Source organism: Solibacillus sp. FSL R7-0682 (assembly GCF_038005985.1).
Taxonomy (GTDB): Bacteria; Bacillota; Bacilli; order Bacillales_A; family Planococcaceae; genus Solibacillus.
In genome coordinates, this window is record NZ_JBBOUI010000001.1 from 3,717,752 (window position 1) to 3,740,000 (window position 22,249).

The 22,249-nt window shown below is 39.9% G+C and carries 14 protein-coding genes, 14 tRNA genes and 2 rRNA genes (1 of these 30 only partly in view); 6 read left to right on the top strand and 24 right to left on the bottom strand.

What is annotated here, in order from left to right:
• Positions 1 to 2: 2 nt before the first annotated feature.
• Positions 3 to 1,337, bottom strand: a complete 1,335-nt coding sequence (locus MKZ17_RS18670; protein WP_340725227.1) for a YjiH family protein — start codon at positions 1,335 to 1,337, stop codon at positions 3 to 5.
• Between the two features lie 157 nt (positions 1,338 to 1,494).
• Here MKZ17_RS18670 and MKZ17_RS18675 point away from each other — a divergent pair, with 157 nt between their 5' ends.
• The 3 genes from MKZ17_RS18675 (at position 1,495) to MKZ17_RS20665 (ending at position 4,460) form a co-directional block, all read left to right on the top strand.
• Positions 1,495 to 2,958, top strand: coding sequence for a helix-turn-helix domain-containing protein (locus tag MKZ17_RS18675; protein ID WP_340725228.1), 1,464 nt, complete (start codon positions 1,495 to 1,497; stop codon positions 2,956 to 2,958).
• A 132-nt stretch (positions 2,959 to 3,090) separates the two neighbouring features.
• On the top strand, positions 3,091 to 3,528 hold the full coding sequence (locus tag MKZ17_RS20660) for an HTH domain-containing protein (RefSeq protein ID WP_445326930.1): 438 nt from the start codon (positions 3,091 to 3,093) through the stop codon (positions 3,526 to 3,528).
• 11 nt (positions 3,529 to 3,539) lie between these two features.
• Positions 3,540 to 4,460 (top strand): IS3 family transposase, encoded by a 921-nt coding sequence (locus MKZ17_RS20665; RefSeq protein WP_445326956.1) that lies wholly within the window; start codon positions 3,540 to 3,542, stop codon positions 4,458 to 4,460.
• Positions 4,461 to 4,485: 25 nt separating this feature from the next.
• On the opposite strand, the gene MKZ17_RS18685 is transcribed toward MKZ17_RS20665, so the two are convergent.
• A complete protein-coding gene (locus MKZ17_RS18685) occupies positions 4,486 to 6,330 on the bottom strand; it encodes an SLC13 family permease (protein WP_340725229.1) in 1,845 nt (614 codons plus the stop codon).
• A gap of 488 nt (positions 6,331 to 6,818) precedes the next feature.
• On the opposite strand from MKZ17_RS18685, the gene MKZ17_RS18690 reads away from it, so the two are divergent.
• Together MKZ17_RS18690 and MKZ17_RS18695 are read left to right on the top strand one after the other, a co-directional pair.
• Complete coding sequence (locus MKZ17_RS18690; protein WP_340725230.1) at positions 6,819 to 8,294, top strand: catalase; 1,476 nt, start codon at positions 6,819 to 6,821, stop codon at positions 8,292 to 8,294.
• Between the two features lie 155 nt (positions 8,295 to 8,449).
• Entirely contained in the window at positions 8,450 to 9,070 is a 621-nt protein-coding gene (locus MKZ17_RS18695; protein WP_340725231.1) for a TetR/AcrR family transcriptional regulator, read from the top strand.
• Between the two features lie 85 nt (positions 9,071 to 9,155).
• Here MKZ17_RS18695 and MKZ17_RS18700 read toward each other — a convergent pair whose 3' ends face one another.
• From MKZ17_RS18700 to abc-f, 5 genes are all read right to left on the bottom strand, one after another.
• Positions 9,156 to 9,605 (bottom strand): CoxG family protein, encoded by a 450-nt coding sequence (locus MKZ17_RS18700; protein ID WP_340725232.1) that lies wholly within the window; start codon positions 9,603 to 9,605, stop codon positions 9,156 to 9,158.
• A gap of 15 nt (positions 9,606 to 9,620) precedes the next feature.
• Positions 9,621 to 11,243 carry an FAD-dependent oxidoreductase gene (locus tag MKZ17_RS18705; protein WP_340725233.1) on the bottom strand — a complete coding sequence of 541 codons (1,623 nt, stop codon included), beginning with the start codon at positions 11,241 to 11,243 and terminating at the stop codon, positions 9,621 to 9,623.
• A 189-nt stretch (positions 11,244 to 11,432) separates the two neighbouring features.
• The gene (locus MKZ17_RS18710) at positions 11,433 to 12,362 is read right to left on the bottom strand and encodes an AEC family transporter (RefSeq protein WP_340725234.1); all 930 of its coding nucleotides are present in this window, start codon (positions 12,360 to 12,362) and stop codon (positions 11,433 to 11,435) included.
• Between the two features lie 111 nt (positions 12,363 to 12,473).
• Complete coding sequence (locus MKZ17_RS18715) at positions 12,474 to 14,255, bottom strand: S-layer homology domain-containing protein (RefSeq protein WP_340725235.1); 1,782 nt, start codon at positions 14,253 to 14,255, stop codon at positions 12,474 to 12,476.
• Between the two features lie 173 nt (positions 14,256 to 14,428).
• Positions 14,429 to 16,066, bottom strand: coding sequence for a ribosomal protection-like ABC-F family protein (gene abc-f, locus MKZ17_RS18720; protein WP_340725236.1), 1,638 nt, complete (start codon positions 16,064 to 16,066; stop codon positions 14,429 to 14,431).
• Between the two features lie 363 nt (positions 16,067 to 16,429).
• On the opposite strand from abc-f, the gene MKZ17_RS18725 reads away from it, so the two are divergent.
• Entirely contained in the window at positions 16,430 to 17,494 is a 1,065-nt protein-coding gene (locus MKZ17_RS18725) for an S-layer homology domain-containing protein (RefSeq protein WP_340725237.1), read from the top strand.
• 56 nt (positions 17,495 to 17,550) lie between these two features.
• On the opposite strand, the gene MKZ17_RS18730 is transcribed toward MKZ17_RS18725, so the two are convergent.
• The 17 genes from MKZ17_RS18730 to MKZ17_RS18810 all read right to left on the bottom strand — a co-directional run.
• Positions 17,551 to 17,949, bottom strand: coding sequence for an NUDIX hydrolase (locus tag MKZ17_RS18730; RefSeq protein WP_340725238.1), 399 nt, complete (start codon positions 17,947 to 17,949; stop codon positions 17,551 to 17,553).
• A 264-nt stretch (positions 17,950 to 18,213) separates the two neighbouring features.
• Positions 18,214 to 18,285, bottom strand: a tRNA-Glu gene (locus tag MKZ17_RS18735).
• A 1-nt stretch (position 18,286) separates the two neighbouring features.
• A tRNA-Asn gene (locus tag MKZ17_RS18740) sits at positions 18,287 to 18,361 on the bottom strand.
• 9 nt (positions 18,362 to 18,370) lie between these two features.
• Positions 18,371 to 18,447 (bottom strand) — tRNA-Ile (locus MKZ17_RS18745).
• Positions 18,448 to 18,462: 15 nt separating this feature from the next.
• Positions 18,463 to 18,538: transfer RNA gene (locus tag MKZ17_RS18750), tRNA-Phe, on the bottom strand.
• Positions 18,539 to 18,561: 23 nt separating this feature from the next.
• Positions 18,562 to 18,637, bottom strand: a tRNA-Asp gene (locus tag MKZ17_RS18755).
• A gap of 23 nt (positions 18,638 to 18,660) precedes the next feature.
• Positions 18,661 to 18,753, bottom strand: a tRNA-Ser gene (locus MKZ17_RS18760).
• 17 nt (positions 18,754 to 18,770) lie between these two features.
• A tRNA-Ala gene (locus MKZ17_RS18765) sits at positions 18,771 to 18,846 on the bottom strand.
• Positions 18,847 to 18,854: 8 nt separating this feature from the next.
• Positions 18,855 to 18,931: transfer RNA gene (locus MKZ17_RS18770), tRNA-Pro, on the bottom strand.
• 20 nt (positions 18,932 to 18,951) lie between these two features.
• Positions 18,952 to 19,028 (bottom strand) — tRNA-Arg (locus MKZ17_RS18775).
• Between the two features lie 21 nt (positions 19,029 to 19,049).
• Positions 19,050 to 19,138: transfer RNA gene (locus MKZ17_RS18780), tRNA-Leu, on the bottom strand.
• Positions 19,139 to 19,142: 4 nt separating this feature from the next.
• Positions 19,143 to 19,217 (bottom strand) — tRNA-Gly (locus tag MKZ17_RS18785).
• A 50-nt stretch (positions 19,218 to 19,267) separates the two neighbouring features.
• Positions 19,268 to 19,343: transfer RNA gene (locus MKZ17_RS18790), tRNA-Lys, on the bottom strand.
• A gap of 6 nt (positions 19,344 to 19,349) precedes the next feature.
• Positions 19,350 to 19,425: transfer RNA gene (locus MKZ17_RS18795), tRNA-Thr, on the bottom strand.
• Between the two features lie 9 nt (positions 19,426 to 19,434).
• Positions 19,435 to 19,510, bottom strand: a tRNA-Val gene (locus tag MKZ17_RS18800).
• A gap of 9 nt (positions 19,511 to 19,519) precedes the next feature.
• Positions 19,520 to 19,635, bottom strand: a 5S ribosomal RNA gene (rrf, locus tag MKZ17_RS18805).
• Between the two features lie 60 nt (positions 19,636 to 19,695).
• Positions 19,696 to 22,249, bottom strand: a 23S ribosomal RNA gene (locus MKZ17_RS18810) (it continues 374 nt past the right edge of the window).

Here is a 22,249-nt window from a genome sequence, read left to right on the forward strand (position 1 = left end):
AATTAAAATAAAATAAATGCTATTGGTGTAACTAAAATTAACGTTAAGACAACCCGTTCAAACCAAATAATGATCATTTGGCGAATTGATAATGGAATATCTGTCGATAAAATAACTGGAATAACTGCTGAGAAAAATAGGATAGCTGAAATTGAAACAACCGCTACAATAAATTTCGTAACTAACACTGATTCTGTAACAATCATTGCTGGTAAAAACATTTCCGCAATTGATAGTGACAACGCTTTTGCTGTTAGCATCGGATCTGGAATTTGTAGCAAATATGTGAATGGCGCAAAGATGTATGCCAACCAGTCAAATAACGGTGTATAAAGTGCTAAAACCATCCCTAATAAACCAATTGACAAGATTGAAGGGATAACGCCCATTGCCATAATGAAACCATCTTTTAAATGGATGTATAAATTTTTGGCCAGTGATGGATTTGCCTTCGTAGCTTCTACTGCCTCTGTCCAAGCCACCTTCAAACGATCTTTTTTTATTATTTTTTCTGGTTGTGGAATAGAGCCCTCATAATATTCATCCTTAATTTTATTTAACGGATAAATTCTTGCTGTAATGGCCGTTACAACAAATGTCACAACTAACGTCACCCAGAAAAATAAATTCCAATACGCCATCAAATCTAATGTTTTAGCCACAACGACCATAAATGTAGCAGAAACTGTCGAGAAGCCTGTTGCAATAATTGCCGCCTCACGCGCAGTATATTTCCCCTCTTTAAATACACGATTTGTTAAAATTAACCCTACTGAATAACTGCCAACAAATGATGCAACTGCATCCACCGCCGAACGCCCTGGTGTTTTGAACACAGGCTTCATAACGGGTTGCATAAACACTCCAATAAATTCAAGTAGTCCGTAACAAACAAGTAATGCTAAAAATATCGATCCAATCGGAATGACAAGACCTACTGGTTTTATTAATTTCTCAAGTAGAAATGGGCCGACATCTGGATTAAATAACCACGCTGGGCCAAAACCAAAAATAAGCATGACACCGGCAACAAGACCGCCTAATTTAAAAATAGATAAAACCATCGTTACTTTCGATGCTTTCCACTTCTTTGTTACAAATGGATAGAGTGCTCCTAAAACTAATAAAATCAAAACATAACCATTTACGAATGCTGGAGTATATGTTGTAAAAAAACTTACAACGTGATCCACTAAAATAGTTGATTTTCCGTTCCATTCAAAGGATACAAAGAAGCTAAAAATACCGATTAAACTACAAATCACCATTTTCAGAAAAACACTCACTTCAAATTGACTTGTTTTCAATAATTGCTGTTCTTGTTGATACTTTGTCATCTCAACACCACCCTTTTATACCACTATAAATTTCTTTCAATTCTGAATAAATGGAATATATTCATGGTTTCTAGTATTATTTAAAGAAAAAGAATATTTTTTAAACATATTTTAGAAATTTTATATGAATTAGTATTTTAATAAGGTGGTGGCTGCAATGCGAATATGTATTATTGAACGTGATGATGAGGAAATTAGAGGAATTGAATGGTATTTAAAAAATTATTTGACGCGTTCTGTTGAAATTGAACGTGCAACAAGCTGTGAGCAAATCGTACAAATCTTTTCAAGCTTTCATCCGCAAGTTTTATTAATAGAAACTGAGCTTATTACGCCTACTGTTCAAAATTTTTTACAAAGACAGCCATGCCACATTATAGCCCTTACCGCACAGCCGATCTATCAACAAGCGATGAAGGCCATTGAAATAAAAGCTGCACAACTATTCGTGAAGCCTGTACCGTTAGAAGAATTAAAATCCATTATTTTAACATTGCCTATTAAATATCAGGAAGACACTCCTACACCATCCATTACTACTGAAGCACAACTTTATTTAGACCTTTTCTTAAATACGCCGAAAAAAGTGAATTTAAAGCAGCAAGTATTTTTCTTACTAGAACCTGCACAATTCCAACATAATTTATCGCTTTACAATTGGCTCATTCAATCGCCTATTTTTGAAGAAATTACTGCCTTCCCATTACAAAAACGGGTACTTTGTCTCGTCCAATCAATTGAACGAGAACAAATGACAAAGCAGCTGCGTCACATCATTCGGGAATGGCTGAAGTTTAGTGGAGAGGAAATGAATATTGCCATCTATGATGGAGAGGAAACGACCTTATCCCATATGTATAATGAATGCAAAAAGGTGCTCACGCAGCGTTTTTATAAAGGCTATGCACATATTTTTCCTAGCTCGCAATCTCTCAATGTGACAAGACTAGATCCATTACTGACACCTGAAGCTCAGCAACTACTGATTAATAGTTTAGAAAATGGCGATTTAAAGGCAATTAAAAGCTTTTTATATAAGCTGACAGATACCTCAACATTTTATCATCACGAAGATGTACGCATTCATTTGACAAGCGTGCTCGCACAAATTCGTCGTTTTATGATGAAATATCATTTACAGCAACAGCCAAAATTAGAAATACAATATCGTGCTTTATTTCACCATATATTAGAGCACCCAATAATGTATGCTATTGTGCAGGAACTTATTTTATTTACTCAAATACTCATACAACAAGCGAAAACTGCCCAGCAACTTCATGCAGATTATGCAGAGATGGCGATTTCGATCATTGAAAATCACTATATGAATTCCACTCTAACGCTGAAGTCAATTGCCAAGGAACTTAATATTAGCGCTAACTATTTAAGTAATGTATTCTCTAAAAAAATGGGCATCCCATTAAAAAAATATATACAGCAATACCGTGTTCAACAGGCCGAAAATATGCTTGCCCATTCCACTCATTCAATTGCAAGTATTGCAGAAGCAGTCGGCTTTATCGACAGCAACTACTTTACAAAAGTGTTTAGGGAATATTATCATCTCACGCCTTTTCGCTACCGTTCGCAATCAATTAAAAACACTCCTGTCATTTAAGTTGACATGTTCTTATAAAAAAACTGTTCCAGAAAACTAAACTGTACCCAATAAGATAGACACTTTGAAAAAAGTCTATCCTATTGGGTACTTTTGTTTATAATGAGAAAAAAGATGTCGGAGCGGATTGAAATGACTAAAAGATACTTTACGAAAAAAGAACAGGAACAATTAAAATGTAATCCTTATGTGCAGGCTGTGAGTGAAAAAGCGATTACATATACAGATGAATTTAAACGCCACTTTATTACGGAAAATGGGAATGGGAAACTGCCAAAAGAAATTTTTGAAGTGGCAGGTTTTGACGTTGATTTAGTTGGATCTGAGCGTATCACTTCTTCAGCAAAACGTTGGCGTAATTCCTACCTTAAAGCAGGTGTAGAAGGCTTACAAGATACACGAAAAACAAAATCAGCGCGCCCGCTTGAACGTGAGCTAAGTATTGAGGAAAAGTATGTACGGTTAGAAGCGAAAATGCGGTTATTAGAAGCGGAAAATGAACTCTTAAAAAAGCTCGATCTACTCGAAAGGCAGATGTTGAAGAAGAAATCACAATCGAAACAAAACTAAAATTTGAATTAATCCATCAAACGATTCAAAAGTACAAATTGAAGCGCATGGTGAACTATTTATGTAAACTGATTGGGGTTTCCCGTTCAGGTTATTACAATTATTTTGATGAAAAATCAGCACAAAAACGAGCGACACAGAATGAAGCAGACGAAGTGACAAAGGAAATTATTTTAAAGGCATATCATTTCCGAGGACGCAAAAAGGGAGCACGCCAAATTAAAATGACACTTCAAAACCAATATGGCATTAAATACAACCTCAAACGTATTCGCCGTATTATGAAGAAGTTCCAGATTATTTGTCCAATTCGAAAAGCAAATCCAGCACGCCGTATGGCAAAAGCAACAAAAGAACATCGCACTTGCGAAAACAAATTACAACGCAATTTTAAGCAAGGGGTAGCGGGAAAAGTATTATTAACAGACATCACGTATTTAACGTATCAAAACGGGAGACGTGCTTATTTATCAACCATTAAAGACGCAGAAACAAATGAAATTTTAGCATATGAGGTATCTTCGTCCTTACATTTAGAGATTGTGCTCAATACCCTCCAAAAGCTTAAGAAACATCGCCACTTAACAAAGGATGCTTTTATTCATTCAGATCAGGGATTCCACTATACGAATCCCCAATTCCAAGCAATGGTGAAAAGAATGGGTTTAGATCAATCCATGTCACGTCGAGGGAACTGTTGGGACAATGCGCCTCAAGAATCATTCTTCGGTCATTTTAAAGACGAAATAAATCTAAACGATTGCGAAACATTCAATGAAGTAAAACGAGAAATCAAGAGTTACATGAATTACTACAATCATTATCGTGGGCAATGGAATTTAAAAAAGGCTGCCGCCTGCAAAATACAGACAGCAGCTTCAACAAGTTGCCTAGGCTTTTTCAAAATGTCCTTTACAAAGGGTACAGTTTAAACCCCTGGAACAGTTTTTTTGTAAATCAGAATGGAAACAGCAGCGGTACTGCAATCATCATGACAATAAACATAATAATTTGTAGCGGTACGCCTACCTTAATGAAATCTATAAATTTATAGCCCCCTGCTGTTAAAACAAGCGAGTTTGTAGGAGAGGCAATTGGTGTGGCAAAGGCCATACTTGCTGCAGCTGCTACAGCAATCATAAACGTATACGGATTAGCATCCATTGCTAGAGCAGAGGTAATCGCAATTGGTGAAAATAAGACAGATGTCGCCGTATTGCTAACAAACTGCCCAAAGATCACTGTCAACACATAGATTCCCATGAATACGCCGTACGGACCAAAATCACCTAGGACAGATACAATGCCTTCCGCTAAAATAGTCATCCCACCTGTTTTCTCAAGCGCTGTAGCCATTGGTAGCATCGCAGCAACAAGCACAATACTTTCAAAGTTCATTTTATTGTAGGCATCATCCATATTGCGCAAGCATCCCGTAATCATCATGAGCACGGCACCAATTAATACGGCAATTACGGCATCAAATACTTCAAACACCATTAGTCCAATCATGAACAGCATAATCACACCAGCAACAGGCGCTTTGCCGGTTGCTGCTGCTAACCCTGCATGCTCGCGAGGCTGACCAACGACGACAACATCATGTGTTTCGCGGGACAATAGATCAATTTCATCCCAAGTACCCTGTACTAAAATGGCATCTCCGAAGCGTAACTTTTGCTCCGCCATATTTTTTAATAAGTAATCCCCTTTTCGGTTAATACCGACAATGTTTAAATTATATTTCTCTCGGAAGCCAATTTTACTTACCGATTCGCCTATTAAACGAGACTGCGGGGTTAATAGTACTTCTGCTACACCAATTTTCTTCGTAATAAGCTCTTCTGCGTTGTCTTCAAAAGACTGCATTACTAACTGAAAATCGGTTGCAAAGCGTGCCACATCGTTCGCAATTCCTTGCACATAAAGCTCATCGCCCACATGTATAACACTATTTGGACCAGCCAACTCTTGATACGTCATCGGACGCAAATTTAGTCCTTCAATCGCACCGCGCTTAATTTTCATAATGTAAATATGATACGTGGCAGGTAATTTTAAGTCCGCCAACTTGCGGTCCACAATTGTCGAATTCTCACCTACGACAACACGAAATAATTTATCTTGTAAATCGTATTCCTTCACAATCTTTTTCGGTGACAGCTTGTACCCTGCATCCGATTGTGAGCGTTTTTCGTCTTTTGGTAATAATGTATTACGTACCAAGACTAAATAAATTATTACTGTAATCGTTGCGATAATCCCAATTGGTGTAATCGAAAAAAAGCCTAATTTTTCAAAGCCATGATCGACTAGTGTTTGCGATGCAATTAAATTGGTTGGCGATGCGATTAACGTCATCAGTCCTGACATGCTTGCAATATATGAAAGCGGCATTAAAAATTTAGACGGGCTTACTTGAATACTTAATGCAATGGAAACCACAATCGGTAACATAAGTGCCACAGTACCCGTATTACTCATAAATGCTCCAACCGTAGCGACAATTACAAGCAATAAAATAAACAAACGGAGCTCGCTATCTCCAGACCATTTTAAAAGTAAATTTCCTGCCATCCCTGCAAGACCTGTCCGTAAAATACCTGCCCCTACTACAAATAGCCCCGCAATCATAATTACTACTGAATTCGAAAAGCCAGCTAATGCTTCTGCTGGTGTTAAAATTTCTAATATAACAAAGGCGAGTAACGCCATAATGGCAACTAAATCTGCGCGGAAGCGATTTGTCGTAAAGAATACGATCGTTACCGCCAAAATAATAAATGTTAACGTTAATTGCATAATCTTTCCCTTTCTCTTTAACCTTGAACTTATTATATAGGAAACATTTGTGAAACTGTTGTCATTTTTCCAGTTTTCATTAGAAAGTCACAACATGTATCTTTAAGCTTTTGTAACGGATTACTTTCTTAATCAATTTCAATAAAAAATACTTCAACTGATTTTCAATTAGATAGATTCATTTTCATTATCGTTATAGTGGAAACATGAATTGCACGTAATATTTTTTTCTTTTTCATTTTATTTTTCATCATCCACTTGTAATGAACCCCTTGAAAAAGTACTTAAATTCCCTAATACATAGACATATTCTGTGTTAAACGAATTTTTACTTCTTACATTCTTCCTATTTGAATAATATATAATTACTATCTATATATAAAAATTCCTTAAAAAGAATTATTATAATTTAGTAGAAATTATGATTTAGATTTGTTATAGTTATTTACGAAGAGTTTTTCAAATTTAAATTTAGGAGGAACTTACGTATGACAAAAGAACTTTTAACTACGGCTTCTGGTGCTCCTGTAGTATCCAACGATGACGTACAAACAGCTGGCCGTCGTGGTCCAGTCTTATTACAAGACGTATTCTTAATTGAAAAATTAGCAAACTTCAACCGTGAAGTAATCCCTGAGCGTCGTATGCACGCAAAAGGTTCAGGTGCATTTGGTAAATTTACAGTTACAAATGACATTACAAAATATACAAAAGCTGCAATCTTCTCTGAGGTTGGTAAAGAAACTGAAATGTTCGCACGTTTCTCAACTGTAGCAGGTGAGCGCGGTGCTGCTGATGCTGAACGCGATATCCGTGGTTTTGCATTAAAATTCTACACTGAAGAAGGGAACTGGGACTTAGTTGGTAACAACACACCTGTATTCTTCTTCCGTGACCCATTACACTTCCCAGACTTAAACCACGTTGTTAAGCGTGATCCAAAAACAAACATGCACAACGGTAACTCTAACTGGGATTTCTGGACTTCATTACCAGAAGCGTTACACCAAGTAACAATCGTAATGTCAGACCGTGGTATTCCAAACGGCTACCGCAAAATGCACGGTTTCGGTTCTCACACATACTCAATGATTAACGCGGAAGGCGAGCGCGTCTATGTGAAGTTCCACTTCCGTACTCAACAAGGTATCGAAAACTTAACAGCTAGTGAAGCTGCTGAAGTAATCGGTAAAGACCGTGAATCTTCACAACGTGACTTATTCGAATCAATCGAAAATGGCGATTTCCCACGTTGGAAAATGTACATCCAAGTGATGACAGAAGAGCAAGCGCGTAACTCTAAGGACAACCCATTCGACTTAACAAAAGTTTGGTACAAATCTGAATATCCATTAATCGAAGTTGGTGAATTCGAGTTAAACCGTAACCCAGAAAACTACTTTGCTGATGTAGAGCAAGCTGCTTTCGCACCATCTAACGTAGTACCTGGTATTTCATTCTCACCTGACCGTATGTTACAAGCACGTTTATTTGCTTATCAAGATGCAACTCGTTACCGTTTAGGTGTAAACCACCATCAAATTCCAGTAAACACACCAAAATGCCCATTCATGGTTTACCACCGCGATGGCCAAGGCCGTGCTGACGGAAACCGTGGTTCAGCTATTACTTACTATCCAAATAGCTATGGTGCATTACAAGGCCAATCTCAATACAAAGATCCTGCATTAGCTCTTGATGGTCCAGCTGACATCTACGACTTCCGTGAAGATGACAACAACTACTTCGAGCAACCAGGTAAATTATTCCGTCTTCAAACACCTGAACAGCAACAACGTTTATTTGAAACTACTGCTGCTGAAATGAACGGTGTTGAAGAGTTCATCAAACGTCGTCACATCTTACACTGCTACTTAGCTGATCCAGCTTACGGTGAAGGTGTAGCGAAAGCTATGGGCTTATCTTTAGATGGTATGGACCTTTCAAACCCATACACGAAATAATAATTCATACTAGTCATTGATATCCACAATAGATTAGTCAGCCGCAATTTACTTCTATAATAGAAGTAAATTGCGGCCTTTTTATTTTATGAAAATACCAAATTAGTATAAATTTATGTATGATAAGCACATGAAAGTATTTTGGAGGGAATATCTTGAACGTTAAACAAGTGAAAAGACAAAAAATGCTTGTCGCAGCCAAACACCTCTTTACTGAAAATGGTTTTGAGCGCACATCGATGCAAAAAGTTGCTGATGAAGCTGGCGTAGGCGTTGCGACATTATTTCGTTACTTTCCAAAAAAAGAGCAATTAATAATCGAATTGGTAATTGAAGTAATAGAAGGAATGTTACCCCATTTTGAAGACATTAATGAGTCCAATAGAAATGGATACGAGAAAATGGAGGCAATTTTAGATTCGTATATTGATTATATTTTTACAGCGAATCGGCAAGCTGTTACGCTACTTGAAAACTTTGAATACTACGTAACCTATAACCCAATCGAAGACGAACTAATAAATACCATTCGTTCTACGTATATACGGATTGGACGCTGTGTGAATGAGGCAATCAATCAAGGAATTGAGGACGGTTCAATTTCCCTTTCAGGCGAAGAAAAGATAACCGCGCTTACGATTATGAACTTATTTGGTATTGCCATTAAAAAGCATGCATTTACAAGTTTCCTTCCAGTTGAAATTGTACCCGTGCCCAAAAAGCAGGAGCTAGTTGAGGTAAAAAAAATAATACTTAACTATTTCAAAAAGAATTAATAAGTGTACACAACTCAAATTAATGCGTATAAAAAAGCAATAATAAAAGGCATTCCTGAGCTATTTTTTCAGGAATGCCTTATTATTAGACGTGATTAATTTCTTTAATTTTATTTACAATTGCTTCTGTTAATTCTGTAGCAGTCTGTGGGACAAAGTTGATTAGAATTTGGTTAATCATTGGCCCCATCATACCTCCAGCGTTAATATCCAAGTTTCCAGCCATAATCGTTTCATTTTCGCTTACTGCCTCGGCCTTGAAATAGCCGCCACCTTTAAAGTTATCCGAAATACCCGTTAAATCGAATACAACTCCTGAAGGTTCATTCCACTCTTTAATATCAATTTTTAACTTTACTGTTTTCTTCATGAATCCTAAGTCACCCTTGAATGCCCATGTTGATTCACGATCATTAATAATTTCGTGTTCGATATAACCGGGTACAAGTGGTGCCCAATTGTTCATATCTTGTACAAATTCCCAAATTGTTTGAATGTTTACTGGTATTGATACTGAATGTGTTCCTGCTGGCATGTTCATTACTCCTCGTTAGTTAGATTTTGCTGCATGTTCTCCGGCTAAGAAACCGAATACCATACCTGGTCCGATTGTTCCGCCTGCACTTGGATAAATAGGTCCAAGTGGGTTAGCAGATGCATTTCCTGCTGCATATAAGCCTTTAATTGGATTACCTGCGAAGTTAACAACTTGTCCATTTTCATTAATTTTTGGTCCGCCATTCGTGCCTAATGCACCTAGATAGATTGGTAATGCATAGAACGGTCCTTTTTCAATTGTGCCGATGTTAGCCTCTGGGCTTCCCCCGCCACCTGTTAAATTTTCAAATTGAGTTGTGCCACGGTGGAAATCTGGATCTTCCTTCTGTGCAGCATAACTATTCCACTTAGCAATTTCATCTTCTAAGTTGTCGGCATTAACACCAATTTTTTCTGCTAATTCACGAATTGTTGGCGCTTGATCCACCCACTCAGGAGCTGGATCTCCTGGCGTCATTGTAATTAGCAATTGGCTGTCTTTTAATTGCTGATCAAATACCATCCATACTGGCCCTTTATTCGGGAAGTCAACTGATACTGGATCATAATTGAACATCGCACGCGGCATATCATTGTATGTAACCCCTTCATGGGTGAAACGACGACCATGCTTGTTCACAACAATAGAGTTCGGACCCATACGCCCACCACCAAGCTGTGCCATAATATTGTCTTCATATTCAAATGTCGGGTCTATCATTGCTGGATACCACCATGCTTCACTCATATTATCAAGTGCCGCTCCAACCTTCATCGACATTAGAAGCGCGTCCCCTTCATTTCCAGGAGGTGAAACTGGGTGTGTAATGTCCATTTTTAGGAATGCTTTTGTTAATTGTTTATTCCATTCAAAGCCACCAGAAGCTAAAATAACCCCTTTGTTTGCCTTGAAATATTTCTTTTCACCCTCTTTTGTTTCTGCGATAACGCCGATAATTTCTTCGTTGTCACCTAATACAAGCTCTTTACCTGCAATATTTAATAATGTTTCAACACCACGGTCTAAACATGCTTTAAATAATGAGCCGATTAATGAGCGACCCATTGTAACGACATTATTTTGCATACGCTCTGCAACTTTACCAAAATCAATTCCACCAATTGCGCCACCTTCTTCTAATGTAAGTGGTGGGAAAATTGGATTTTGGCGTAAATGAATCCCCCAGTCACCGATTAAATTTAAATCAAATGGTAGTGGATCTAATGAACGTGTGCCATTTTGTAAAGCTTCCGGAATATTTCGGTAATATTCTGGGTACCCGTTTGGCGTTTTAAATTTTACTTGTGCTTTTTCATCTAAAAATCTAAATACCTCTTGCCCTTTATCAACAAAACGCTCAATCATATGGTCTTCTGCACGGCCTAATGCTAAACGCTTGATGAAATTAATCGCATCTTCACGATTATCTGTAAACCCTTCTGCTTCCATATAATGATTTAATGGAACCCAAGGAACCCCTCCAGAATATGCAGTTGTACCACCAATTTGATACGTTTTTTCAAGTACTAGCACGGATGCGCCATTTTCGGCTGCCGCAACTGCCGCTGATAAAGCCGCTCCTCCTGTACCTAGAACGATCACATCAACTTCTTTTTCCCATTGAATGTTTTGCATTGTATTCGCTCCCTTTTTTTGTGAAATGATAGTACTACTATCAATTACAATTATGTTTTACCGCGAGCAAAATTTCAACATAAATTATTCCATTTTTGTAAAAGAATTATTTTACTATAATTTCAATTTTGAATTAAGCTAATAAAAAAGAATGTTCAATCGAAGCATTCGCTGATGAACATTCTTTTCTTATACGAATAATACGTTAGAAACGTAAATTACTACTGTCACTGTCAAGCAACTAATAATTGTTGAAAATAATACGGTTTGTGCTGCTGTAGCAGATTCAATATCATATTCTAACGCGAGACTAGAACTATTACGTGATGTAGGAAACGCACTTGCGATAAATAGGGATTGTGCAACAACCCCATCTAGTCCAAGTAAAAATATAATAACAAGAGCTACTGCTGGACCAATAATTAATCGTGTAAAACAACTTACAAATATCGTTTTATTAAACATCGTACGTATTTCAATTTGCGAAAGCTGAGCACCTAATGTTATTAAAGCTACTGCGACAAAGCCTTCCGCAATATGCTCAAGAGGGATACTAAACGTTTCTGGAATTGGCACATTGAAATAATTAAGCGCTGCACCAAGTACAAGAGCATGGACAATTGGCATTTTTAAAAAGTCCCGAATAATAGCGAGCCCTGATTTTGTGGAAGAAATCAAATTGTACAGCCCGTATGTATAAGTCGTCATATTTTGAAAAATAACGAGAATTACTTGGATTGCCACCCCGATTGGTTGCGTAGCAAAGATCATTTGAGCAACAGGGATCCCATAGTTTCCTGAATTAATAAGCACTACACTATTTTTAAAAACGGCGGATTCTTTCCGATCTAGCTTTAATAATTTTGCTAAAAATTTACTAAGTAGCATTTGTGAACCAATGAATAGCACAATAAATATTGTAATTTGGCCAATTACGCTCATTTCCACCGACGTTTCATAAATATTAATAAACACTGCGGCAGGCATAAAACAATACGTAATAAGATGGGATAACGCCTTTAAATTAAATTGAAACTTTCTTTGTAATAACGCCCCGATAATTAGTAATACAAGGATTGGCGCAACAATTTTAAAGAAAATCATAGATAAATACACCATGCGCCCCACTCCTTTTGTTTGTCTATTTCAACTTTTTATTATAGCGCAGTTTAGATTGAATCGAAACGTAGAAAAGGCGCACCTCACAAAGGAGATGCACCATTCAATGTATTATAAATAATCAATTGCTTTTAATGCCTTATGGAATAACTCTGCAAACTGCCCTCGTGTTAAATTTTCATTCGGATTGAATGTGCCAGTGCCATTTACTACTCCAAATAATTCTAAAATCGCAATACTTTGACGTGCTTCATAGGTTAAATTTGAGATATCACGATAATTTGATTTCAGTTCATTGTAAGCTAAGGATAAATCTTGATTTAAATAGCGATACATATTTGAAAGAATAATGGCTGCCTCTTGTTTTGTCACCGTAGCAGTTGGACTATAGCTGCTCGACGTAAGACCACTCATAATTCCTGCCTCTAACAAGCCTTGTGCGCGACTTGCAGAAAGCGCATTCCCTAAATCTGCAAAACTCGACTTCGAAGAACTTGAAAGATCGAGCGCCGATGTAATCATTGTCGCAATATCTGCACGACTAACATAATTATTTACGTTTACTTGTCGCGCTGTTGTATTATACGCAATCCCGTGTTTCGCTAATTCAAGGATAGATTGACCTTGAGTACCGGTGCCTATATCTCTATAATTCACCTTAGCAGTTGCGGTTTTAAATGTACCGCTCGACTTCGTACGGATAATAAAATTTGAGCCATCTACTTTATAAGATGCGACTGAAGAACCATCACCACTCACACGCTGAATTATTTGGGATGCATTGCCCTTGATGATGCTCATTGGAATATGAATCTCCACGTACTTAGAAAATTGCATAGCAGAATTTCCAGCAGAAAACTGAATATTAATTTGATTGTTTGATAGGGTTAATGCTACCCCTACAGTCCCTGATGCAGTCTTTAGATCGGTCATTGGCAAGACGATATTTACATTGTTTGCTTTTAGCACAACATTCGGATCGGTATAATTAGCTACTTGTGATGATGTTAGCTTCGTCACATAGCTCCCATTTTGATACATCATTTCATTATAAGGTGACCACGTGGCAGCATCCGGAATTACATTCGCAAAGCTCCCATTGCTTGATGTCCAAGTAGACTCATCAGGAATGTATAGTGGGTCGTAAGTTGGCTTCGTTACAGTAATCGCACCGGGTTTAACCGCATGTACATACTCTGGATAATACGTATAGACTAATCCGATGTAATCCGGGTCCTTCCACATCGTTTCTAGACGCACAAGTTTTTCATAGGTCGACACATGTTTTCTTGTCTCTGCCGACAAAGAATTGTAATAGGCACGTGCCTTCGCAATTTCTTGTGTCGTAGAATAGCGTGTAATTTTGGACATATACTCATCAAATCCAGCAGCCGCTAATTTCGCCTCTTTCACGACTGTATTTTGATAAATAATATTATTTTCTGCATTCACTAAACTTTGATAATTGGTAACATAAGATTGGGCTAGTACACTTAGTGCCTGATAAGCAAGGCGTATGCTTCTAATTTCAGTCTCTGTATAACTGCCCGTAATGCGCGTTATACGGTCGATAATTACTTGTGCTTCTGTTTTAGCTTGTTCTTTTAGTTTCACAACATGAGCTTCTATTTTTTCTAAATAGGCTGTTTTATTTACCGATGCTTGTTCAGTTTTCGATAAATTGTCATATGCTGCACGCGCGGCTTTGATTTCTTCAAATGATGAATCTTCACTTAGATTACCAATTAGATCATCTACCACTGCTGCCGCTTGTTCTAATTCTTGAATTTCTTTTGCCTTTAATTCTGGTTCAGCTGCTTGTACTTCGCCGGCAACAATAACACTTGCCGGAATCGCAACAAGTGCTGCTAGCATTTTTTTAGATTGCTTCATGCTTTCACGTCTCCTTCTCTATTTCTTTATATGTGAGAAAAACATCTCTTGCTATGTATACTTCAAGTGCTCTTTATATCGGCATCTTTTCTCTATTTTAGAACAAATCATACGAACTTATTATTAATTATAATAAAAGAGCCTATCTTAAAAATAGGCTCCTCTTCTAACTATTATTTTTTCAAAGCATTAATTTGCTGCGTCAGTTCTTTAAACTTTGCATCAAGCGTTGCATAATCTGCGTCTAATGGTGTCATAAAGCTAAGCTTCCCTAACACTTCCTGCCTTGCCGTTTCAAGCTGCAGTAATTCTTCTTCAGTCGTATTTTTTTGTACATTCGTCTGACCCTTTGAAATCTTTTTTAACTTGCCCTCTTCGATTACTAGATATTGATCAACAAGTCGCTCGACAAAATACTGATCATGGGATACGACGAGCAAAGTCCCTTCGTACATGGCAAGCGTTGATTCAAGTTGCTCACGGGATGGTAAATCCAAATGATTCGTCGGCTCATCTAATATAAGAACATCACGATTTTGTAAAATATAGTGCATAAGCTTACATTTCACACGCTCCCCCATACTCATATTCCCAATCGGCTCGTGCCACTGTTCGATTGTGAATCCTAAATGACGCATTAAATTTTGTACAAGTGCTCGGTCGACAAAATTATCTTGATGAAACAAATCTGCTGGTGTTTTTTCAGTTGGTAAATCAAATACTTCCTGTGTCAAATACCCGATATTTGCGGTAGGTGATACCCATAGTTCTCCTTCAAATGCCTCTCGACCCATCACCATGTTTAAGAAGGTTGTTTTCCCACTACCGTTCGCTCCGACAAGTGCTAGACGTTCACCATGTAATATCGTAAAGTTCGTGTTATCAAAAAGCAAACGGTCTAAAAAGCGCTTCGATACGTTTTTTGCCTGTAAAAAGCGTTTCCCAACTTTATTACCCGACTGCAATTTAAACTTCACTACATGCTCTTTTGACACTTGCTCCACTTTGTTCTTTTCAAGCTCCCGTTCAATCATTTTACGTTTTGATTTTACTTGAGCATCCATACGCTTTGCCTTCACCCGATAATACTCTTTTGGAAATTCTTGTTTTGTAGATTGACGATGGGCTTTATCAGACCACGAAGATAAATCTTCCATTTGTTTTTCTAATTGCTCAATTTTCCTTTGTTGTTTGTCATAAGCCCGCTGCTGTGCCAAACGACGCTGTTGGCGCACTTCTATATAATGCGAATAATTTCCTTGTTGTTCGATTAATGTACGCTCCTCAATCGACCATATTTTTGTTACGACTTGATCTAAAAAATAACGATCATGCGAAACAACTACAATCGCTCCATCATAGGATTTCATCAACGCAATCAATTGTTTTGTGCTTGCTACGTCTAAATGATTGGTTGGTTCATCTAATAATAAAAGATTCGGCTTTTGGGCAAAGCCTCTCGCTAATCGAAGTTTCAAACGTTCCCCACCGCTTAACTGCTCATAGGAAACATCAGGTACACACCACTTTCTAAGTAATTCTGCCTCTTCAACCGAAACCGTATCTACCTCAAAAGATGCTTCCTCCTGTTCTACATAATAGAGAGATAGCTTTTCTTTAAGCTTCTGAATATGACCATTTGTCACCTCAAATGACCCCATAATCGCTTTAAGTAATGTAGATTTCCCACTTCCATTACGACCAATAATGCCGATAATTTCGTGTTTCTTAATTGTGGCATTTATATTCTCTAAAAGCATTCGTTCGGGTAATTCTACTGTTACTTGCTGTAATTTCAACAGTTCTTTCATAAGTAAACCTCCACAACTGGGAAGAAAAAAATCCTCCCAAAATTTTTTTGGAAGGATTAGCTGCTAATTAAATTTGTACTCGAAACTACACATAGTAAAAAACTATGCACATACGATTTCATACAAATTTTATGGAAAATGGGCATACTAATCCTATTTTTCTTTGAAAACGAATTTTCAATTACTAAAAAATAAGATTAATACTTCATCGTTCACCCATCATTCCTTTGCTCATAAGTTAAGCTTATTATAACAACTGTTTTGAAATTTGTCATGAAGGAAAGGTTTTATTGCGGAAATATTTGGAACATGCTACATTAATGAAAGCTTTAAGATGGCAAGATGATGAAGGAGGTAAGTTTTATGAAGATAAAGCGGTTTTCGGTTTTCTTAATTGTCCTACTATTCCTTGTAGGTAGTCTTACTATTCCAGCACCTACATTAGCAAAAAAAGCGGCTTTTAAAGATGTAAATAAAAATCATTATGCTTACGATTCTATTCAATGGGCGTATGATGTTGAACTTGTCGGAGGTTTCCCCGATGGCACATTCAGGCCAAATCAGCCAATCACTGAACAGCAATTCGGCCAAATTTTAGTGAAATTTTTTGACCTCGAACCTACATCGAATAAACTGACTAAATATACAACAAAAGCATTGGCATCTGACCCTTTTTATAATACATTGGCAGCCTATAAGGTACCTTTAAATGGCTATTTCGATAACAATATTCGAGGACAAGCGATTAAACGTGGTGTTGTTGCACAAGCCCTTACACATGTTCTGGACGGCCAAGCAACATTAAAGGATTCCATTCAGTTTCTATTAGATCACCATATTACAAGTGGGCAATACCCTCAATACGAAAATACCGATTTAATAAAATTTTTCGGATCATCGAATCAATTAACGAGAGCACAAGTTGTCACGCTATTTCATAATTTGCAAAGGAAATCGTTTTTCTATATTTCAGAGGATGCATTAAATAGCTTCGAGAATAATGATGCCCTTCCATTAAATACACGTGCAAATGCAGCTCGTAATATACTAGCTAGCTCTCTACGAACTGGAAAAGATTGGTCACCAATTTCTAATACTAAGGATTCATGGAACGGAGATTATTCTTACTTTTACAGATATGGTCGTGGTGAGACCGATTCAATTGGTCGCTATGTTACGATTACTGGCAGCACGAAAACAGAGTTCTATGTCACATACGATGCATTTGACGGAGAAGATGAAGGTTTTGTTCAAGGCTATGCAACCATCCTGTCACCAACAAAAGCCATGATGACAGAAACGGTGGAAGGTAATCGATGCGTCATTGAATTCCAAAAGCAATCATCCACCGCTCTTAAAACGATTGAACATGACTGTAAAAACATGCGTGATGCAGGTACGAATTATAGTGGAGTGTTGAAAAAGTAACTAGAACTAGGGATAATAAAGGGAACTCTTATTTAGAGTTCCTTTTTTTGTATGGGTTATTTCTTTAATAGAGTTTGAACCTTAATCGCCACTTCATTAGGTCTTACATCCATTGAGGATAGTCCTTCTCTATCTACCCACATCGGTAAGTATGTTCCTCTATCTCTATTTTTGTCTGTGTATTCTTCCCCATTACCAGTTCCTAAAGTTCCAGAAAGAATTTCAGCTTTATAATAGTATTGCGTTCCGTTAAATTTAATTGTTGAAAAGCAATCTCTAACGTATACCTCAACTCCTAATTCCTCCCAGGCTTCTCTTTTTGCTCCCTCTTCTGGCGTTTCACCATTTTCTATTCCTCCACCAGGAAAAACATAATAAGTAGAGCCATTCCTAACCCTTTGAATTAATAATACTTTTCCATTTTCTATTATTACCACTGATGCTCTATTTCTCATATACACTTTCCTCCGTGTTCTTCATCCAGTGAATATAGGTTTATCATAAGTCATGTGTTCATAAGAAACGAGTACTATTATTAACAAGAGACCTCAAAATGCATACCGAAAACCGGAGATAAAAATAACGGGTGGGAAAAGGTGGAATAGAATAAGCTTATGTAGTTGTAGTAAATATTCAGTAGATATCAAAAGAATTTAGAATAGCCCTTTATGCATAAAAAAAAGCCATAGATAAACTTTTGTTTACCTACAGCTTTAGTATGACCCGTACGGGATTCGAACCCGTGTTACCGCCGTGAAAGGGCGGTGTCTTAACCACTTGACCAACGGGCCGTGGCTCCGAAGGTAGGACTCGAACCTACGACCAACCGGTTAACAGCCGGTTGCTCTACCACTGAGCTACTTCGGAAAAATAAGATGGTGGGCCTAAATGGACTCGAACCATCGACCTCACGCTTATCAGGCGTGCGCTCTAACCAGCTGAGCTATAGGCCCCTCTTAAGGAATATATGGTGGGTCAGGACGGAATCGAACCGCCGACACTTAGAGCTTCAATCTAATGCTCTACCAACTGAGCTACTGACCCATCTATTTTTTTGCAAAAAAAAATGGCGGTCCCGACCGGGATCGAACCGGCGATCTCCTGCGTGACAGGCAGGCATGTTAACCGCTACACCACGGGACCAACATTAGAGTTTTTTATAAAAATGGAGGAGGTAGAGGGATTCGAACCCCCGCGCGGTGTTACCCGCCTGTCGGTTTTCAAGACCGATCCCTTCAGCCAGACTTGGGTATACCTCCAAAGGGAAAAATAAATATGGTGGAGCCTAGCGGGATCGAACCGCTGACCTCCTGCGTGCAAGGCAGGCGCTCTCCCAGCTGAGCTAAGGCCCCATATGTAATGGTCGGAATGACAGGATTCGAACCTACGACCCCTTGGTCCCAAACCAAGTGCTCTACCAAGCTGAGCTACATTCCGAACATGTCATTAAATATATATGGCGCGCCCGACAGGAGTCGAACCCATAACCTTCTGATCCGTAGTCAGACGCTCTATCCAATTGAGCTACGGGCGCTAAAATAATTGTTGTAAAAAATGGTGCCGAGGGCCGGAATCGAACCGGCACGGTGATCACTCACCGCAGGATTTTAAGTCCTGTGCGTCTGCCAGTTCCGCCACCCCGGCATTTTGGAGCGGAAGACGAGGTTCGAACTCGCGACCCCCACCTTGGCAAGGTGGTGTTCTACCACTGAACTACTTCCGCAAAATGCATAAGATATTTTTATTCTGACAGTTATGAAATTAAAATAAAACTGGTGAGCCATGAAGGACTCGAACCTTCGACCCTCTGATTAAAAGTCAGATGCTCTACCAACTGAGCTAATGGCTCTCTAAATGGTGCCGGCGAAAGGAGTCGAACCCTCGACCTACTGATTACAAGTCAGTTGCTCTACCAACTGAGCTACACCGGCATTTAGAAATGGTGGAGGATGACGGGCTCGAACCGCCGACCCCCTGCTTGTAAGGCAGGTGCTCTCCCAGCTGAGCTAATCCTCCATTATTCTAGCGAAGCGACGTCCTACTCTCACAGGGGGAAGCCCCCAACTACCATCGGCGCTAAAGAGCTTAACTTCCGTGTTCGGTATGGGAACGGGTGTGACCTCTTTGCCATCATCACTTCACTATTGAAAGTTTGTTCTTTCAAAACTGGATAAACGTTTCATTGAGTTATGCAATAAAATGTGGTTAAGTCCTCGACCGATTAGTATTCGTCAGCTCCATACGTCACCGCACTTCCACCTCGAACCTATCTACCTGATCGTCTTTCAGGGGTCTTACTTACTTGCGTAATGGGAAATCTCATCTTGAGGGGGGCTTCATGCTTAGATGCTTTCAGCACTTATCCCGTCCACACATAGCTACCCAGCGATGCCTTTGGCAAGACAACTGGTACACCAGCGGTGTGTCCATCCCGGTCCTCTCGTACTAAGGACAGCTCCTCTCAAATTTCCTACGCCCACGACGGATAGGGACCGAACTGTCTCACGACGTTCTGAACCCAGCTCGCGTACCGCTTTAATGGGCGAACAGCCCAACCCTTGGGACCGACTACAGCCCCAGGATGCGATGAGCCGACATCGAGGTGCCAAACCTCCCCGTCGATGTGGACTCTTGGGGGAGATAAGCCTGTTATCCCCGGGGTAGCTTTTATCCGTTGAGCGATGGCCCTTCCATGCGGAACCACCGGATCACTAAGCCCGTCTTTCGACCCTGCTCGACTTGTAGGTCTCGCAGTCAAGCTCCCTTATGCCTTTACACTCTTCGAATGATTTCCAACCATTCTGAGGGAACCTTTGGGCGCCTCCGTTACCTTTTAGGAGGCGACCGCCCCAGTCAAACTGTCCGCCTGACACTGTCTCCTACCCCGCTAAGGGGCATGGGTTAGAAGTTCAATACAACCAGGGTAGTATCCCACCGACGCCTCCTTCGAAGCTGGCGCTCCGAGATCTCTGGCTCCTACCTATCCTGTACAAGTTGTACCAAAATTCAATATCAGGCTACAGTAAAGCTCCACGGGGTCTTTCCGTCCTGTCGCGGGTAACCTGCATCTTCACAGGTACTATAATTTCACCGAGTCTCTCGTTGAGACAGTGCCCAGATCGTTACGCCTTTCGTGCGGGTCGGAACTTACCCGACAAGGAATTTCGCTACCTTAGGACCGTTATAGTTACGGCCGCCGTTTACTGGGGCTTCAATTCGCAGCTTCGCTTGCGCTAACCACTCCTCTTAACCTTCCAGCACCGGGCAGGCGTCAGCCCCTATACGTCACCTTACGGTTTTGCAGAGACCTGTGTTTTTGCTAAACAGTCGCCTGGGCCTATTCACTGCGGCTCTCATGCGCTTGCACGCTCAAGAGCACCCCTTCTCCCGAAGTTACGGGGTCATTTTGCCGAGTTCCTTAACGAGAGTTCTCTCGCACACCTTAGGATTCTCTCCTCGACTACCTGTGTCGGTTTGCGGTACGGGCACCTCTCACCTCGATAGAGGCTTTTCTTGGCAGTGTGAAATCAGGAACTTCGCTCATACGAGCTCGTCATCACAGCTCAACGTTATAGTGTGCGGATTTGCCTACACACACGCCTTACTGCTTGAACAGAGACAACCAACGCTCTGCTTACCCTATCCTACTGCGTCCCCCCATTTCTCAAACGGTGAGGAGGTGGTACAGGAATATCAACCTGTTGTCCATCGCCTACGCCTATCGGCCTCGGCTTAGGTCCCGACTAACCCTGAGCGGACGAGCCTTCCTCAGGAAACCTTAGTCATACGGTGGACGGGATTCTCACCCGTCTTTCGCTACTCATACCGGCATTCTCACTTCTAAGCGCTCCACCAGTCCTTCCGGTCTGACTTCAACGCACTTAGAACGCTCTCCTACCACGCATACCAACGGTATGCATCCACAGCTTCGGTGAATCGTTTAGCCCCGATACATTTTCGGCGCAGCGTCACTCGACCAGTGAGCTATTACGCACTCTTTAAATGATGGCTGCTTCTAAGCCAACATCCTGGTTGTCTAAGCAACGCCACATCCTTTTCCACTTAACGATTACTTTGGGACCTTAGCTGGTGGTCTGGGCTGTTTCCCTTTTGACTACGGATCTTATCACTCGCAGTCTGACTCCCGTGTATAAATATCCGGCATTCGGAGTTTGTCTGAATTCGGTAAAGCGAGATGCCCCCCTAGTCCAAACAGTGCTCTACCTCCGGTATTCTCAATCACGAGGCTAGCCCTAAAGCTATTTCGGAGAGAACCAGCTATCTCCAGGTTCGATTGGAATTTCTCCGCTACCCACACCTCATCCCCGCACTTTTCAACGTGCGTGGGTTCGGGCCTCCAGTAAGTGTTACCTCACCTTCACCCTGGACATGGGTAGATCACCTGGTTTCGGGTCTACGACCACGTACTAATTCGCCCTATTCAGACTCGCTTTCGCTGCGGCTCCGTCTTCTCAACTTAACCTCGCACGTAATCGTAACTCGCCGGTTCATTCTACAAAAGGCACGCTATCACCCATTAACGGGCTCTAACTACTTGTAGGCACACGGTTTCAGGATCTATTTCACTCCCCTCCCGGGGTGCTTTTCACCTTTCCCTCACGGTACTGGTTCACTATCGGTCACTAGGTAGTATTTAGCCTTGGGAGATGGTCCTCCCGGATTCCGACGGAATTTCACGTGTTCCGCCGTACTCAGGATACACTCAAGAGGGAATGACTTTTTGACTACAGGGCT

Bases quoted from the DNA above. Each gene is read 5' to 3' on its own strand.
- MKZ17_RS18670 (WP_340725227.1), bottom strand. From the start codon at position 1,337: ATGACAAAGTATCAACAAGAACAGCAATTATTGAAAACAAGTCAATTT.
- MKZ17_RS18675 (WP_340725228.1), top strand. From the start codon at position 1,495: ATGCGAATATGTATTATTGAACGTGATGATGAGGAAATTAGAGGAATT.
- MKZ17_RS20660 (WP_445326930.1), top strand. From the start codon at position 3,091: ATGACTAAAAGATACTTTACGAAAAAAGAACAGGAACAATTAAAATGT.
- MKZ17_RS18685 (WP_340725229.1), bottom strand. From the start codon at position 6,330: ATGCAATTAACGTTAACATTTATTATTTTGGCGGTAACGATCGTATTC.
- MKZ17_RS18690 (WP_340725230.1), top strand. From the start codon at position 6,819: ATGACAAAAGAACTTTTAACTACGGCTTCTGGTGCTCCTGTAGTATCC.
- MKZ17_RS18700 (WP_340725232.1), bottom strand. From the start codon at position 9,605: ATGCCAGCAGGAACACATTCAGTATCAATACCAGTAAACATTCAAACA.
- MKZ17_RS18705 (WP_340725233.1), bottom strand. From the start codon at position 11,243: ATGCAAAACATTCAATGGGAAAAAGAAGTTGATGTGATCGTTCTAGGT.
- MKZ17_RS18710 (WP_340725234.1), bottom strand. From the start codon at position 12,362: ATGGTGTATTTATCTATGATTTTCTTTAAAATTGTTGCGCCAATCCTT.
- MKZ17_RS18715 (WP_340725235.1), bottom strand. From the start codon at position 14,255: ATGAAGCAATCTAAAAAAATGCTAGCAGCACTTGTTGCGATTCCGGCA.
- abc-f (WP_340725236.1), bottom strand. From the start codon at position 16,066: ATGAAAGAACTGTTGAAATTACAGCAAGTAACAGTAGAATTACCCGAA.
- MKZ17_RS18725 (WP_340725237.1), top strand. From the start codon at position 16,430: ATGAAGATAAAGCGGTTTTCGGTTTTCTTAATTGTCCTACTATTCCTT.
- MKZ17_RS18730 (WP_340725238.1), bottom strand. From the start codon at position 17,949: ATGAGAAATAGAGCATCAGTGGTAATAATAGAAAATGGAAAAGTATTA.